General features: G+C 72.5%; 15 protein-coding genes. 4 read left to right on the forward strand and 11 right to left on the reverse strand.

Annotated features, from left to right (window positions below; all coding sequences use genetic code 11):
- Positions 1–17: 17 nt before the first annotated feature.
- Positions 18–764, reverse strand: a complete 747-nt coding sequence (locus ACFVYR_RS31060) for a 2OG-Fe(II) oxygenase (RefSeq protein ID WP_384258985.1) — start codon at positions 762–764, stop codon at positions 18–20.
- Positions 761–1,258, reverse strand: coding sequence for a methylated-DNA--[protein]-cysteine S-methyltransferase (locus ACFVYR_RS31065; protein WP_384258983.1), 498 nt, complete (start codon positions 1,256–1,258; stop codon positions 761–763). The genes ACFVYR_RS31060 and ACFVYR_RS31065 overlap by 4 nt, the downstream gene beginning before the upstream one ends.
- Before the next feature lie 206 nt (positions 1,259–1,464).
- Between ACFVYR_RS31065 and ACFVYR_RS31070 the strand changes: the two genes are divergently transcribed.
- The gene (locus ACFVYR_RS31070; protein WP_384258981.1) at positions 1,465–3,486 is read left to right on the forward strand and encodes an FAD-dependent oxidoreductase; all 2,022 of its coding nucleotides are present in this window, start codon (positions 1,465–1,467) and stop codon (positions 3,484–3,486) included.
- A 73-nt stretch (positions 3,487–3,559) separates the two neighbouring features.
- Positions 3,560–4,093 (forward strand): PadR family transcriptional regulator, encoded by a 534-nt coding sequence (locus tag ACFVYR_RS31075; protein WP_384258978.1) that lies wholly within the window; start codon positions 3,560–3,562, stop codon positions 4,091–4,093.
- Positions 4,094–4,116: 23 nt separating this feature from the next.
- On the opposite strand, the gene ACFVYR_RS31080 is transcribed toward ACFVYR_RS31075, so the two are convergent.
- The 3 genes from ACFVYR_RS31080 to ACFVYR_RS31090 all read right to left on the reverse strand — a co-directional run bounded on the left by ACFVYR_RS31080 (position 4,117) and on the right by ACFVYR_RS31090 (position 5,603).
- The gene (locus ACFVYR_RS31080; RefSeq protein WP_384258976.1) at positions 4,117–4,353 is read right to left on the reverse strand and encodes a hypothetical protein; all 237 of its coding nucleotides are present in this window, start codon (positions 4,351–4,353) and stop codon (positions 4,117–4,119) included.
- 122 nt (positions 4,354–4,475) lie between these two features.
- Positions 4,476–4,982, reverse strand: coding sequence for a hypothetical protein (locus tag ACFVYR_RS31085; RefSeq protein WP_384258974.1), 507 nt, complete (start codon positions 4,980–4,982; stop codon positions 4,476–4,478).
- Between the two features lie 177 nt (positions 4,983–5,159).
- Entirely contained in the window at positions 5,160–5,603 is a 444-nt protein-coding gene (locus tag ACFVYR_RS31090) for a nuclear transport factor 2 family protein (RefSeq protein ID WP_384258972.1), read from the reverse strand.
- A 116-nt stretch (positions 5,604–5,719) separates the two neighbouring features.
- On the opposite strand from ACFVYR_RS31090, the gene ACFVYR_RS31095 reads away from it, so the two are divergent.
- Positions 5,720–6,283, forward strand: coding sequence for a PadR family transcriptional regulator (locus ACFVYR_RS31095; protein ID WP_384258970.1), 564 nt, complete (start codon positions 5,720–5,722; stop codon positions 6,281–6,283).
- Positions 6,284–6,302: 19 nt separating this feature from the next.
- Here the strand turns inward: ACFVYR_RS31095 and ACFVYR_RS31100 are convergent, their stop codons facing one another.
- The 3 genes from ACFVYR_RS31100 to ACFVYR_RS31110 form a co-directional block, all read right to left on the reverse strand.
- Entirely contained in the window at positions 6,303–7,544 is a 1,242-nt protein-coding gene (locus ACFVYR_RS31100; RefSeq protein ID WP_384258968.1) for a glycosyltransferase, read from the reverse strand.
- 12 nt (positions 7,545–7,556) lie between these two features.
- The gene (locus ACFVYR_RS31105) at positions 7,557–9,146 is read right to left on the reverse strand and encodes a GMC family oxidoreductase (protein ID WP_384258966.1); all 1,590 of its coding nucleotides are present in this window, start codon (positions 9,144–9,146) and stop codon (positions 7,557–7,559) included.
- A gap of 156 nt (positions 9,147–9,302) precedes the next feature.
- Positions 9,303–10,289 (reverse strand): fibronectin type III domain-containing protein, encoded by a 987-nt coding sequence (locus tag ACFVYR_RS31110; protein WP_384258963.1) that lies wholly within the window; start codon positions 10,287–10,289, stop codon positions 9,303–9,305.
- A gap of 174 nt (positions 10,290–10,463) precedes the next feature.
- On the opposite strand from ACFVYR_RS31110, the gene ACFVYR_RS31115 reads away from it, so the two are divergent.
- Positions 10,464–11,138 (forward strand): glycoside hydrolase family 75 protein, encoded by a 675-nt coding sequence (locus ACFVYR_RS31115; protein WP_384258961.1) that lies wholly within the window; start codon positions 10,464–10,466, stop codon positions 11,136–11,138.
- A 72-nt stretch (positions 11,139–11,210) separates the two neighbouring features.
- Here the strand turns inward: ACFVYR_RS31115 and ACFVYR_RS31120 are convergent, their stop codons facing one another.
- Genes ACFVYR_RS31120 through dhaK form a run of 3 tightly spaced genes read right to left on the reverse strand, consistent with a single transcriptional unit; the run spans position 11,211 to position 13,289 of the window.
- Positions 11,211–11,621 (reverse strand): PTS-dependent dihydroxyacetone kinase phosphotransferase subunit DhaM, encoded by a 411-nt coding sequence (locus ACFVYR_RS31120; RefSeq protein WP_384258958.1) that lies wholly within the window; start codon positions 11,619–11,621, stop codon positions 11,211–11,213.
- The gene (gene dhaL, locus ACFVYR_RS31125) at positions 11,614–12,240 is read right to left on the reverse strand and encodes a dihydroxyacetone kinase subunit DhaL (RefSeq protein WP_384258956.1); all 627 of its coding nucleotides are present in this window, start codon (positions 12,238–12,240) and stop codon (positions 11,614–11,616) included. Before dhaL ends, ACFVYR_RS31120 begins: the two co-directional genes overlap by 8 nt.
- A 56-nt stretch (positions 12,241–12,296) precedes the next feature.
- Positions 12,297–13,289 (reverse strand): dihydroxyacetone kinase subunit DhaK, encoded by a 993-nt coding sequence (gene dhaK / locus ACFVYR_RS31130; protein ID WP_384258954.1) that lies wholly within the window; start codon positions 13,287–13,289, stop codon positions 12,297–12,299.
- Positions 13,290–13,600: the final 311 nt, after the last annotated feature.

Here is a 13,600-nt window from a genome sequence, read left to right on the forward strand (position 1 = left end):
TGAAGGGGGAGCAGCGCCTACGCCGCGTCGTGGAAGACCAGTCCCAGGGACCTACGCAGCCCCGACCGCACCGTGCTCACCCCGTGCCGCACCGGTCCCGCCGACCAGCCGCGTGCGGAGCGGACCGGGCGGTCGCGGGTGGTGAAGATCAGGCCGTGGCCCTGTCGGAGGACGGTCGAGGTGCCCCGTGACTGCGCCCGCGGCCGCTGTTCGACGAGGAGGAACTCGCCGCCCGTGTAGTCGGTGCCCTGTTCGTCCAGGCCGATGACGACCTGAAGCGGGAAGACCATGTCGCCGAACAGGTCGCGGTGCAGGGCGTTCCAGTCGCCCTCCTCGTAGCGGAGGAGGATCTGGGCGGACCTGGTCTGGCCCGCCGCGTGGCACCGGTCGAGCCACTCCTTAAGGGAGTCGGGCCAGGGCGCCGGGCGGCCAAGGCGCTCCGCCCAGTCGCGGGCGACGGTGAGCAGGTGCGGGTAGAGCGCGGCGCGCAGTGCGGCGACGGGGGAGGGGAGGTCGTGGGTGAAGTAGCGGTACTGCCCGGAGCCGAAGCGGTGCCTGGCCATGTCGACCGTGGAGCGGAACAGCGTGGGGTCGTCGTAGAGCGCGGCGACGTCGCGGCACCCGGCCGGGTCGAGCAGCCTCGGTGTGAGAGCGCAGCCGTGCATGTCGAGCTCGGCGGCGAGCGCCGGCCAGTCCGCCGAGTCGACCGCGGCGGCGATCGCCGGGTCGGCCGCCGCGCCGGGCGTCCGTGCGGCCGTGGTCATGCCGCCTCCAGGTCGAGGAGTCGCCGCTTGCTCTCCAGGCCGCCCGCGTACCCGGTCAGGGAGCCGTCGGCGCCGATCACCCGGTGGCAGGGGCGCACGACGAGCAGCGGATTGCGGCCGATGGCGCTGCCCAGGGCGCGGACCGCCACGCGGGAGAGGCCGAGCTGCTCGGCGAGCCGCCCGTACGTGGTCGTGGTCCCGTAGGGGACGGTGTCCAGGGCGTCCCAGACCCTGCGCTGGAATTCCGTGCCCGCCCCGGTGGCGTACTCGATGTCGAAGTGGGTCAGGTTCCCGGCGAAGTACGCGCGCAGCTGCGTGCTGATCACGTCGAACGCCTCGTCGTCGCGCACCCAGCCGTCCAGGACGACGGCGCCGCCCTTCTGGCCCGGCATCGACAGGGAGGCCAGCGCGGTGCCGCCCTTGGCGGTGGCCGACTCCTCGCCCACCAGGAGCAGCTCGCCCAGCGGGCTGTCGGTCGTCGTGTAGACGGTCATCGGACTTCTCCTCGGTCGTGCCGCGTTCCCTGCGGTTCTCTGTGCTGACAGGGACCAGTCTGCGTCGCGCGCGCGAGCGCGGCTGGCGGGATTCGGACATCGCGCTGTGTGCGAAGGTCCACGCGACCACCTTTATGCAACTAGTTGCATAAGCGCTTGCCTCTGGTCTACAACTGTCCTGTAGACACCGCGTACGGAGGGGCCGCATGAGCCGTTACCCGAACCTGCTGAACCCGCTCGACCTGGGCTTCACGACCCTGCCCAACCGGGTCCTGATGGGCTCGATGCACGTCGGCCTCGAAGAGGCCCCCAACGGCTTCGAGCGGATGGCGGAGTTCTACGCGACCCGTGCGCGCGGCGGCGTCGGCCTCATCGTCACCGGCGGCATCGCCCCGAACGAGCTGGGCCGCCCCTGGGACGGCGGCGCCAAGCTGACCACCGAGGCGGAGGCGGCGGAACACGCGACCGTCACGGCGGCGGTGCACGCCGAGGGCGGCAGGATCGCGATGCAGATCCTGCACTTCGGCCGGTACGCCTACCACGACAAGCTGGTCGCGCCGAGTGCGATCCAGGCGCCGATCAGCCCCTTCGTGCCCCGCGCCCTCACCGACGACGAGGTCGAGCAGACCGTCGAGGACTTCGTGCGCGCCGCCGAGCTCGCCAGGCTCGCGGGCTACGACGGCGTCGAAGTCATGGGCTCCGAGGGCTACTTGATCAACGAGTTCATCGCGGCCCCCACCAATCAGCGCACCGACCGCTGGGGTGGCGCCTACGAGAACCGCATCCGCTTCCCCGTCGAGATCGTCCGGCGCATACGCGAGCGCGTCGGCGCGGACTTCATCATCATCTACCGCCTCTCCATGCTGGACCTCGTCCCCGGCGGCTCGACCCTCGAAGAGGTCGTCCACCTGGCCAAGGAGATCGAGGCCGCGGGCGCCACGATCATCAACACCGGAATCGGCTGGCACGAGGCACGCATCCCCACCATCGCGACCTCCGTGCCGCGCGGCGCGTACACCTTCGTCACGAAGAAGGTCATGGGCGAGGTCTCCGTCCCGCTCGTCACCACCAACCGCATCAACACCCCCGAGATCGCCGAGCAGTTGCTCGCCGACGGCGCCGCCGACATGGTCTCCCTGGCCCGGCCGCTCCTCGCCGACCCCGACTTCGTCGCCAAGGCCGAGGCCGAGCAGTCCGAGGCCATCAACACGTGCATCGGCTGCAACCAGGCATGCCTGGACCACACCTTCAACCTGCAGATCACCTCCTGCCTGGTCAACCCGCGCGCCTGCCACGAGACCGAACTCGTGCTCTCGCCCACCCGCACCAAGAAGCGCCTCGCCGTCGTCGGCGCCGGGCCCGCCGGGCTCGCCTTCGCCGTCTCGGCGGCCGAGCGCGGCCATGACGTCACCCTCTTCGACGCGGCCCCCGAGATCGGCGGCCAGCTGAACGTCGCCCGCAAGGTGCCGGGCAAGGAGGAGTTCGACGAGACCCTGCGCTACTTCCGCACTCAGCTCGCGCTGCGCGGCGTCGACGTCCGCCTGAACACCGTCGTCACCGCCGACGACCTCGTCCGGGCCGCGTACGACGAGGTGGTCGTCGCCGCCGGCGTCACGCCTCGCATCCCCGAGATCCCCGGCATCGACCACCCGAGCGTCGTCGGCTACCTCGACGTGCTGCGCGACGGAGCGCCGGTGGGGGAGCGGGTCGCGATCATCGGCGCGGGCGGCATCGGCTTCGACGTCGCCGAGTTCCTCACCGACGGCGGCGAGAAGGCGAGCCTGGACCCGGCGACGTACTTCCGGCAGTGGGGCGTCGACATGGACTACCGCGAGCGCGGCGGTCTGACCAAGCCCGAGCGGCCGACGCCGCCGCGCACCGTCCACCTGCTCCAGCGCAAGACGTCCAAGGTCGGCAAGGACCTCGGCAAGACGACCGGCTGGATCCACCGCACCGAGCTGCGCCACCGCGGCGTCGCGATGGTCGCGGGCGCCAGCTACGACCTGATCGACGACGCGGGCCTGCACATCACCGTGGACGGCCAGTCGTCCGTGATCCCCGTCGACACGGTGGTGCTCTGCTCCGGGCAGGAACCGCGCCGCGACCTGCACGAGGAGCTCGTCGCGGCCGGTGTCGCCGCACATCTCATCGGGGGCGCCGACGTTGCCGCCGAGCTGGACGCCAAGCGCGCCATCAAGCAGGGCACGGAGCTGGCCGCGGCGCTGTGAGAACGTGGCCGCGTGGTCCCCTCCGGGCCGCGCGGCCACGTCCGCGCGCCGCCCCCGTCCCTAGGATTGCCCCATGTCACTCCCGCACGCGATCCTCACCGCCCTCCTGGAGAAGCCGTCGTCGGGCCTCGAACTGACCCGCAGGTTCGACAAGTCGATCGGCTACTTCTGGTCGGCCACGCACCAGCAGATCTACCGGGAGCTCGGCAGGCTGGAGCGCGACGGGGCCATCCGCGCGCTGCCGCGGCAGGGGGCCGCGCGCGGCCAGAAGAAGGAGTACGAGGTGCTGCCCGCCGGCCGCGCCGAACTGGCCCGCTGGACGGCCGCGAGCCAGGACCCGAAGCCCATGCGCGACACCCTCCTGCTGCGGCTGCGCGCCGCAGCGGTCGTCGGGACGGCGGGCGTCCAGGAGGACCTGCGCCGCCATCTCGACCTGCACAGGCGCCAGTTGGCCGAGTACGAGGAGATCGAACGGCGCGACTTCCCGCCGGGGAAGGACGCCGTCGAGGACCGGCTGCGCCACCTCGTGCTGCGCGCAGGCATCGACCTGGAGACGTTCTGGACCCAGTGGCTCACGCGGGCGATCGAGGAACTTCAGGAGCCGTAGCGGGAACGGGGCCTGCGCGCCGGTCACCGGCCGAGCGTCGGCTCCCGCGGGTCCCACTCCTCGGGCCGGACGGCGTGCGCGGCGCACACGGTGAGCCCGATGTCATCGACGATCCGCCGCAAGCCCTTCGGGTCGCCGAGCACGTCGTACGCCTCCACGGCGCCGTACCCCACACCGGCGAGGCGGCGCAGCGTCCCCTCCCGGTCGGCGACGAGCTGATCGCGCACGGTGTAGAGCTGAACGCTGAGCGGTCGTGGCATGAACGCGCCCTCCCCTGTCGGCTGGGAGGACGGTAAGGCGGTTCAGTGGGGCGGGCAAGGGCGCGTGGGGTGCGGCTGCCGCCCACCCTTCCCCGCGAAAGGTGGGCGGCACCGGACCCGGGTCAGGGGCGGCCGGCGGTTCCTCGCCGGCGCAGGTACCAGACGCCACCGGTCGCGGCCGCGGCCACCAGCGTCCCGCCGACGACGAGCGTGAGCGTGCCCCGGTCCTCGCTGCCGCCGCCGATCCCACCGCGGACGCCGCGTGCGGGCGCGGTCGTCGACGAGGACGTGGGCGCGGACCCGACGGTGACGGTACGGGGCCCGGCGGATGTGCCGTCCTTGCAGGTGACGAGCACGGTGTAGGAACCGGCGCCGACGTTCTGCCACGAGGCGCTGCCGTTGGTCAGCGCCACCTGCCGCCCTCCGGCGAAGCTGGCGTTGGCGGCGCCCATCAGGGAGGCGGTGCCGCCTCCGGTGCCGCACGCGGTGGTGGTGGCCCGCACGGTGGATCCGGCGGCGGTGACGGTGAGGTCGTCGCCCGCGAACGCCGACGGAGCACCCAGGGCCAGCGGCAGCGAGGCGGCGGCGACGGTCAGGCCGGCACGGACGCATATCCGAGTAGTACGCATGAGTCTGCCCTCCGGTGACACGGGAGGCGGTACAACCCATGCGCCGCCGAGAGTCGGGGGATCGCCCGTGCTACCTGACGAAGAGCCAACGTGCCGGGAGCGGCGACCGCATGCGGGCTGCGGCCGGGCAGGTGACGGAATCCTTCGTCCGGCGCAGAGCGGCGCCACCGGGTCAGGTCACTGCGGGGCCGGGACCAGGCCTGCTTCGACGAGGCCCGCGTGCACCGCCTGCCCGAGGGCGTGCACCGCGGATTGCGGGCGGACCATCACGGTGAACTCCTTGATCCGGCCCTCCTCGTCGAAGTGCAGCAGATCGATGCCATGGACCTCTTTCCCGTTCACGGTGGTGCGGAACAGCAGGACGTCCGACTCCGCCACGGTGCCGTCGGCGCTGGTCTGCGCCTCGCCCGCGTACCCGCCGACGTACCGGAAGTCCTCGAACGTCCGCAGCAGGACACCGAAGAGGCCGAGAACCATGGGGCGGCCTTCGAAGGGCGTGAACTTCACCGGGCTGTAGAGGCGGACGTCCGGCGTGAACAGTTCTTCCAGCGCGCCGAGGTCGCGCCGCTCGACGACGGCGCGGAAGCGCGCGGCCGTCGGGTGCGTCGTGGTTCCCGTCATGGTTCCTCCCGAAATCCTGCGGCGGCGCACCGCGCCGCCATAGTCATGAATCTGAGTACTCACATGCATGACTATGATGAGGGGGCGAGGTGACGGAAGGGAAGGGGAAACGGACGATGGCTCTTCGGCACGCGGTGCTCGCGGCGCTCCTTGACGGCGAGTACAGCGGCTATCAGCTGGCCAAGGGTTTCGACATCGGCGTGGCCAACTTCTGGCACGCGCTGCCCCAACAGCTCTACGCCGAACTGACGAGGCTGGAGAGCGAAGGCCTGGTCACCGGGCGGGAGGTGGTCCAGGAGGGCCGCCCCAACAAGCGGCTTTTCAAGGTCACCGACGACGGCCTCGCCGAGATGGAGCGGTTCGCCGCCCGCGCCGCGAAGCCGTCCTTCATCCGCGACGATCTGCTGGTCAAGGTGCAGGCCGTCGACGGCGTCGCCGCCGCACCGGTGATCGAGCAGCTCACGGAGCGCGCCGCGGTGGCCGACGCGAAGATCGAGGTCCTGGAGAAGTTCCTCGTACGGCTGCGGGGTGACGCAAAGGAGGACGACTTCCTGCGCACCGGCGAGCGGATCGGCCCCTACCTGACGTGCCTGCGCGGACTCGCCTTCGAGCGGGAGACCCGCGACTGGTGCCGACGCGCGGCGGTGCTGCTGACCGAGCGGGCCGCCGCCGTTTCCTGACCGCTGCCTCCGGCCGCCACTACCCCAGCCTTTCGAGGGTCTCGACGACCCGGCGGGCGCCGTCCTCGCGGCCGAGTGCGAGCGCCGTCCCCTCGGCGCGGGAGCGCAGGACCGGGCTGTGCACGGCGGTGGTGATCGCCTGCGCGAGGCAGGACGCGGTCAGGCGCTGGAAGCGCAGCGGACGCGGCGAAAGGCCCAGCGTGTGGACGCGGTTGGCCCAGAAGTGCTGGTCCAGCTGGACCGGTACGGGAACGGCGGGGGTACCCGCGCGCAGGGCGGCCGCGGTGGTGCCGGCGCCCGCGTGGTGGATCACGGCGGCCGTCCGCGGGAACAGCCAGTCGTGCGGGACCTCGCCCACCGTGATCACGTCGTCGTTCTCGACGCGCAGCCCGCTCCAGCCCGCCTGCACGATGCCGCGCACCTTCGCGCGGCGCATGGCCTCGGCGAGCAGCGAGCTCAGCCGCTCGGCCTCGGCGGTGACGAAGCTGCCGAAACCGGCGAAGACCGGCGGCGGTCCGGCGGCGAGGAAGTCGAGGAGCCGCGGTTCGGGCTGCCAGCCGGGCGGGGCCTCGGGCCACCAGTAGCCGCACACCTCGTGCCCGGCGGGCCAGTCCGCGGGGCGGGGGACGATCCGGGGACTGAAGCCGTGCAGGACACCACGCCCGCGCGGCAGACCCAGCGGGCCGCCGAACCGGCGGCGCGACAGCCCGAGTTCGCGGCGCAGGGCGGTGACGGCGGGGGCGAAGATCTGCTCACTGCCGAGCCACAGGGCGTGCCCGGCCAGCCGGTTGCCGTACGGGCCGAAGGTGCGGGCGCTCGTGATCATCGGGGGATAGGCGCCGGTGGGGGGGACCGGCTGGAGGTAGACACCGAGGCTCGGCAGCCCCAGCGCCTCACCGAGCGCCGCGCACGCCGGGTCGGTGACCGTCGAACTCAGCACCACATCGGCGCCTTGGCGCACGGCGGCCACGACCCCGTCGGTCAGCCGGGGCATGAACGCCCGTGTCATCCGCATCAGCCGCGCGAGGGCCACCGGCGGGCTGACGGCCCGGGCGAGACCCTGACCGTCCTGCGAGGCCAGCTCCTTCAGCGGGTCGACGGGCAGCGGCCGGAAGCCGAGTCCGTGGGCGGTCACCGCCTGCTCGAAACGTTCATGAGTGGCCAGCGACACTTCGTGGCCCGCCGCGCGCAGCCGCACGCCCAGTCCGGTGTACGGGGCGACGTCGCCCCAACTCCCCGCTGTCACGATCAGTACGCGCACGGCGCCAGCATGTCAGACGACGGGCCCCGGTTCCGACCCCGGCGGACGCCGCGCGCCGCTCCCGCGGATCAGGTCCGCGGCCTTCTCCGCGATCATCATCGTGGCCGTGTTCGTGTTGACCGACACGATCGTGGGCATCACCGAGGCGTCCACCACTCGAAGACCCCGCAGGCCGCGCACGGTCAGGTCCGGTGCCACGACCGCGTCGGGTCCCGTGCCCATCGCGCAGGTGCCCACGGGGTGGAAGTACGGACCGACGGCCGCGGCGAGGTAGCCCCGCAGCCCGGCCTCGTCGGTGACGTCGGCCCCGGGAAGCACCTCGCGCGGGCGCCACCGGGCGAAGGGCGGCGCCGCCGCGATCTCCCGTGCCGTCCCGATGCCCTTCAGCATGCGCCGCACATCCGTCTCGCGGCCCAGATAGTCCGGGTCGATCAGGGGCGGGGCCTGCGGGTCGGGACCGGCCAGCCGTACCGATCCGCGGCTGTCGGGCACGGTGGCCACGGCCAGGGTGAATCCGTTGGCCGGGACCGGCATCGTCGGTGGGTGGTACGGCACGTGGACGCAGAGCAGTTGCATGTCCGGGCCCTGCGCGCGGGCGTCACTGCGCCATGACAGGGATGTCTCGGCGAGGCTGGTCTGCGCCGGGGGCAGGGGGCGGCCGGCTTCGTGGACGACGGGGCACAGCGGATGGTCGTGCAGGTTGCGGCCGACGCCGGGCAGGTCGTGGCGGACCGTGATGCCCGCCTGCCGCAGTTCGTCGGCGGGGCCGATGCCGGAGAGCAGCAGGAGGCGGGGTGAGTCGACGGCCCCGCAGCTGACGATCGTCTCGGCCCTCGCGCGCACGGTGTGCCGCATGCCGTGGCGCTCGATCTCCACGCCGGTGCAGCGGTCGCCGCCGCGCTCGTCGTCGAAGAGCAGGCGCAGCGCGCGGGATCCGGTCGAGACGGTGAGGTTGAGCCGGTCGTCCCTGGCCGGGTGGAGGTAGGCGTGCGCGGCGCTCTGGCGGCGGCCTCCCGCGATGTTCATGTCGTGCCATCCGACGCCTTCCTGATCGACGCCGTTGAAGTCGTCGGTCCTCGGGTGGCCGACCGAGGCGGCGGCGTCGACGAAGTCCTGGGAGAGGGGGTGGCCGCCCTCCCGCGCGGTCTCCGGCGACAAGGGCCCCTCGGTGCCGCGGAACTTCGGGTCCTTGCCGTGGACGGTCTCCATGCGCCGGAAGTACGGCAACGTCTCGTCGAAGCCCCAGCCCGTGCACCCCAGGGCCGCCCAGCGGTCGTAGTCGGCGCGGTGTCCGCGCAGGTGGATGAGGCCGTTGATGGCGCCCGAGCCGCCCAGCGTGCGCCCCCGCGGAAAGGCCCGCGCGGTCCCGTCGGCGCCGCCCTGCCGGACCGTGCTGTAGCCGTAGTCGACCTCGGAGCCCTGGAGCGCGGGCCAGGCGGAGGGCACCGCAAGCTCCGCCTTGCTGTCCTCCCCTCCCGCCTCGAGAAGAAGCACCCGGGCCCGCCCGTCCTCGGACAGCCTGGCCGCCAGCACACAGCCGGCCGACCCCGCCCCCACCACGATGTAGTCCCACTCACCGCACAACGTCCGCGCCTCCCTCATGACCGTCCCGCTCCTGCCGCCCAGGCCTCCGGGTCGGCGCCAACTACGCCTGGATGCAAGCAAGTTGGTCGAGAGCGCTTCCGATTGTGTCCGACCTCGACGGGATCGGCCGCGGAAATCACAGAAGTCGACTCCTGTACCGGGCCCGCCCGGCGCTCACCCCGTCGTGACCGTCCGCTCGGGCGAGTAACCGCCCCACGTGCCGTCGGGCAGCTTCGGGCGGATCCTCACCCGGTGCCGCTCCCCGGTCTTCCTGCCGATGTAGAAGCTGTGCTCGGCCTTGTCGCGCGGTGCCGTGCCGCCGAAGACGAGTGAGGTGACGGTGCGGCCGTCCAGCTGGATCTGGTACTCCGCCACGGCGCCGCCGGTGCGCGGTGGCGTCCAGGACAGGTCGATGTAGTACGCGCCGTCCGCGCGGTGCGTGCGGGCCCGGAAGCCGGTGGGCGCGGTGCCGCGGCCCGAGCCCTTGCCCGTGGTGGTGAGGCGGACCTCGGGGCTCGCGGGGGAGAAGTTGTCGGCGGCGTCGCGGGCCTTGACCGTGAAGGTGTAGGTGGTGCCCGGCCGCAGCCCGGTGACCAGCGTCGCGGTCTGGTTCCCACCGACGCTGTGGATCTTCGAACCGGCCTGGTAGATCTCGTACGAGGCCACGCGCTCGTCGTCCGACGACGTCCCCCAGGTCAGCATCGCCGCGCTGCTTCCCTCGGCCCTGCCCGTCAGGCGCGCGGGGCGGGACGGGGGCTCGTGGTCCGCCGCGGTCGCGGCCGGCATCGTGACCGAGAGCCGCTTGCTGTCCTCGCTGACGTTCCCCTCGGCGTCGCGGGCGCGCACGGTGAAGGTGTACGTGGCGGACGGCTTGAGGCCGACGACGTCCACCATGAGCTCCCTGCCCGGCACCGTCTTCACCTTCCTGGCGTCGCGGTACACCTCGTACCCGGTGACGTCCGTGTCGTCGACGGCCTGGTTCCACATGACGTGGGCGGTCGTCGAACTGCCCGCCTGCACGGTGACGCCGCGGGGTGCCGCCGGCGGGTTGGTGTCCTTGGTGTCGCTGCCGCTCCACGCACAGCCGCCCAGCGCGACCGCGGTCACGGCCATGGCGGTCAGCAGGGCGGGAGGGGTGGACAGGTGGGGCGTCCGTCGCACGGTGCTGCCTTCCACTCGACGGCATTGGTCCGGACCTATTTGACACAGGTGACGAGGGCACATCAAGAGGTGGGGCGTGGGCCGTCCGGACCCTGATCGGCGGACAAGGGCATGGGCCGGGGCGCAAACTGGGATATCCCTCTCGTGCGTAACAGATTCAGGTGTCGTGGAGCGGTGCTCCTGGTCGCCGCGGCCGGTGTGGTCGGCGCGGCCCTGCCGCCCCCCGCCCCGTACTCCGCAGCCCAGCGGTCACCCGCAAGCGAGGGGACGGTGCGCGCCGCCGACCTGCTGGCCCGCACGCGCGATTGCACGAAGATCTCGCAGGGCGAGTACCGCACCGACGACGGCGCCCCCGCCGACGTCCCGGTCTGCGGTACGCCAAACGCGGTCTTCTGGAAGGCCGACATGGACATCGACTGCGACGGGCAGCCGACCCAGGCCTGCAACCGCCGCACCGACCCACTGTTCCTCGACACCACGACCTACCAACAGTCCGACGGCCGCCAACTGAACGCCCAGCAACTGCCCTACGTCGTCGTGCCCGGGCCCAGCCAACGCTGGAACCACCTCGCGCACGGCATCACCGGCGGCACCGTCGCCGCCGTCGTCCACCGCGACAGCGTGCTGTACGCCGTCGTCGGCGACACCGGCCCCACCGAGCTCATCGGCGAGGCGTCGTACGCGGCGGCCGCGGCGCTCGGCATCCCGCCCGACCCCCGGACGGGCGGCGCGGCCTTTGACGTCACGTACATCTTCTTCAAGGGTTCCAAGGCCGTCCCGATCGAGAGCCACCAGGACGCGGTCGACCGGGGCGATGCGCTGGCCCGGCAGTTCGTGCGGGGCGACTAGCCACGCGGAGGAACTGCTTGCGCCGAGGGCGCGTGCCGGGCGTCGGGGCGCAGGCGGGGGTTCAAAGACAAGTCAGACCTTCCGGTAGGTGTACGCCTCGGTCGCCGCGGCCTCGACCGCGGCGAGCCCCGCGCCCGCCGACGCGGTCACCACAGCCGCCACCGCGCCCTCCACGAAGGGGGCGTCCACCAGGCGGGCGCCCTCCGGGAGTTCGTCACCCTCGGCGATAAGGGCCTTCACGGTGAGGACCGCGCTGCCGAGGTCGGTGAGGATCGCGACGCCCGCGCCGCGGTCGACCCGCGCCGCCGCCGCCGAGATCAGCTCGGCGCTGGTGCCGAGGCCGCCGTCCGGCGTTCCACCGGCGGCGGCCACCGGTGCGGTGGCCCCGCCGCCCGCCAGGCCCGTGGCGAGCGCGGCGACCGCCTCGGCGAGGGGACCGCTGTGGGAGACGAGGACGATGCCGACCAGCGGGCCGTCAGCCACGGCCGGCCTCCCGGACATCGTCGCCCTCCGCGGTCTCGGCCAGCGCCTCGAACAGCAGCGCCGCCGACGTCGCGCCCGGGTCCTGGTGGCCGATGCTGCGCTCGCCCAGATAGCTCGCGCGCCCCTTGCGCGCCTGCAGCGCAGTCGTGGCCAGGGCGCCGTGGAGTGCGGCCTCCCGCGCCGCGCCGAAGGATTCCTCCAGCGCGTCGAGCGCGGGGAAGAGCGCGTCCAGCATCGTCTTGTCGCCGGGCGCGGCGCCGCCGAGCGCGGCCACCGCGTCGACGCCGGTCCGCAGCGCCTCGGCGAACCCCGCCCTGTCGACCTCCGCGGCGTCGCCGAGCGCCTTTCCGGTGCGGCGCAGCAACGTGCCGTAGAGCGGCCCCGCAGCACCACCGACGGTCGAGATCAACCGGCGCCCCGCCAGCACGAGGACGGCGCCGGGCGTGTCCGGGGCCTCCTTCTCCAGGACGTCCGCGACGGCGGTGAACCCGCGCCGCAGATTGCTGCCGTGGTCGGCGTCGCCGATGGGCGAGTCCAGCTCCGTGAGCCGGTCGGCCTCATGGTCGACGGCGGCGGCAGTGGCCGTCAGCCAGCGGCGAAAGAAGTCGGCGTCGAGCACGGGGTCTCCTTGCGTTGTCGGGCCGGTTGCCGTGCGTGCGGAGGCGTCCCGGAGCGTCAGGCGCCCCAGCGCAGGCCCGGGGTGCGGACCGGCGCGTCCCACAGCCGCAGCAACCCCTCGTCGACCTGGCACAACGTCACCGAGGCTCCGGCCATGTCCAGCGAGGTCACGTAGTTGCCGACGAGGGTGCGCGCCACGGGGACGCCGCGTTCGATGAGGACGCGCTGGACCTCGGCGTTGAAGCCGTACAGTTCGAGCAGGGGCGTGGCCCCCATGCCATTGACGAGGACGAGGACCGGATTGCGCGGGTCGAGGTCCTCCAGTACGGCGTTGACCGCGAAGTCGGCGATCTCGTGCGAGGTCATCATGGGCCGCCGCTCGCGCCCCGGCTCGCCGTGGATACCCACTCCCAACTCCAACCTGCCCGGCGGAAGTTCGAAGGTGGGGCTGCCCTTGGCCGGTGTACTGCACGCGCCGAGTGCGACGCCGAAGCTGCGCGCGTTCTCGTTGACCTGCCGGGCGATGGCCTCGACCCGCTCGAGCGGCATGCCCGCGTCGGCGGCAGCGCCCGCCAGCTTCTCCACGAAGAGGGTGGCGCCGGTACCGCGCCGCCCCGCGGTGTAGAGACTGTCGGTGACCGCCACGTCGTCGTCGACGAGCACCTTGGCCACCTGGATGCCCTCGTCCTCGGCGAGCTCCGCGGCCATGTCGAAGTTGAGCACGTCACCCGTGTAGTTCTTCACGATGAAGAGGACGCCCGCCCCGCTGTCGACGGCGGCCGCGGCCCGCACCATCTGATCGGGCACGGGTGAGGTGAACACCTCGCCCGGACACGCGGCCGACAGCATCCCCGGCCCCACGAACCCGCCGTGCAGCGGCTCGTGCCCGGATCCACCGCCCGAGACGAGCGCGACCTTGCCCTCGACCGGGGCGTCCCTGCGCACGATCACGCGGTTCTCGACGTCGACCGTCAGCTCGGGGTGCGCGGCGGCCATCCCGCGCAGCGCGTCGGCGACGACGGTCTCGGCGACGTTGATGAGCATCCTCATGGGTGCCTCCTGAAAGCTGAGCAGGCTAGTAGCTGACCTGCGTTTTTGCTGGTCAGGGTGGGTGGGAGTCGTTTTCGATTTTGGCGGTCGGTGACGGCTTGGAGCGGGTTTTGGCGGTACTGAGGCTGACTCAATGCTGACTTTGGTGACACCTCGTCAGGTTGGTCGGGCGGTCGGGTCCGGCTTGGTCAAGACCCCTGCTGTCGGCAGTATCGGCCTTGCTGCAGCGAAGGTCACGCGCGAGAACGGCATGGGCGCCCCCTGGTCCGAGAGGAACTGTGCGGTTGTGGTCGCACGCTGGTGCCGTGGAG

Source organism: Streptomyces sp. NPDC058284, assembly GCF_042881135.1.
Classification (GTDB): domain Bacteria; phylum Actinomycetota; class Actinomycetes; order Streptomycetales; family Streptomycetaceae; genus Streptomyces.

What these genes read in the sequence shown, in the direction of transcription:
- ACFVYR_RS31105 (WP_384258966.1), bottom strand. Translation starts at nt 9,146, where the DNA reads ATGAGGGAGGCGCGGACGTTGTGCGGTGAGTGGGACTACATCGTGGTG.
- ACFVYR_RS31095 (WP_384258970.1), top strand. Translation starts at nt 5,720, where the DNA reads ATGGCTCTTCGGCACGCGGTGCTCGCGGCGCTCCTTGACGGCGAGTAC.
- ACFVYR_RS31070 (WP_384258981.1), top strand. Translation starts at nt 1,465, where the DNA reads ATGAGCCGTTACCCGAACCTGCTGAACCCGCTCGACCTGGGCTTCACG.
- ACFVYR_RS31065 (WP_384258983.1), bottom strand. Translation starts at nt 1,258, where the DNA reads ATGACCGTCTACACGACGACCGACAGCCCGCTGGGCGAGCTGCTCCTG.
- ACFVYR_RS31075 (WP_384258978.1), top strand. Translation starts at nt 3,560, where the DNA reads ATGTCACTCCCGCACGCGATCCTCACCGCCCTCCTGGAGAAGCCGTCG.
- ACFVYR_RS31080 (WP_384258976.1), bottom strand. Translation starts at nt 4,353, where the DNA reads ATGCCACGACCGCTCAGCGTTCAGCTCTACACCGTGCGCGATCAGCTC.
- ACFVYR_RS31090 (WP_384258972.1), bottom strand. Translation starts at nt 5,603, where the DNA reads ATGACGGGAACCACGACGCACCCGACGGCCGCGCGCTTCCGCGCCGTC.
- ACFVYR_RS31060 (WP_384258985.1), bottom strand. Translation starts at nt 764, where the DNA reads ATGACCACGGCCGCACGGACGCCCGGCGCGGCGGCCGACCCGGCGATC.
- dhaK (WP_384258954.1), bottom strand. Translation starts at nt 13,289, where the DNA reads ATGAGGATGCTCATCAACGTCGCCGAGACCGTCGTCGCCGACGCGCTG.
- ACFVYR_RS31085 (WP_384258974.1), bottom strand. Translation starts at nt 4,982, where the DNA reads ATGCGTACTACTCGGATATGCGTCCGTGCCGGCCTGACCGTCGCCGCC.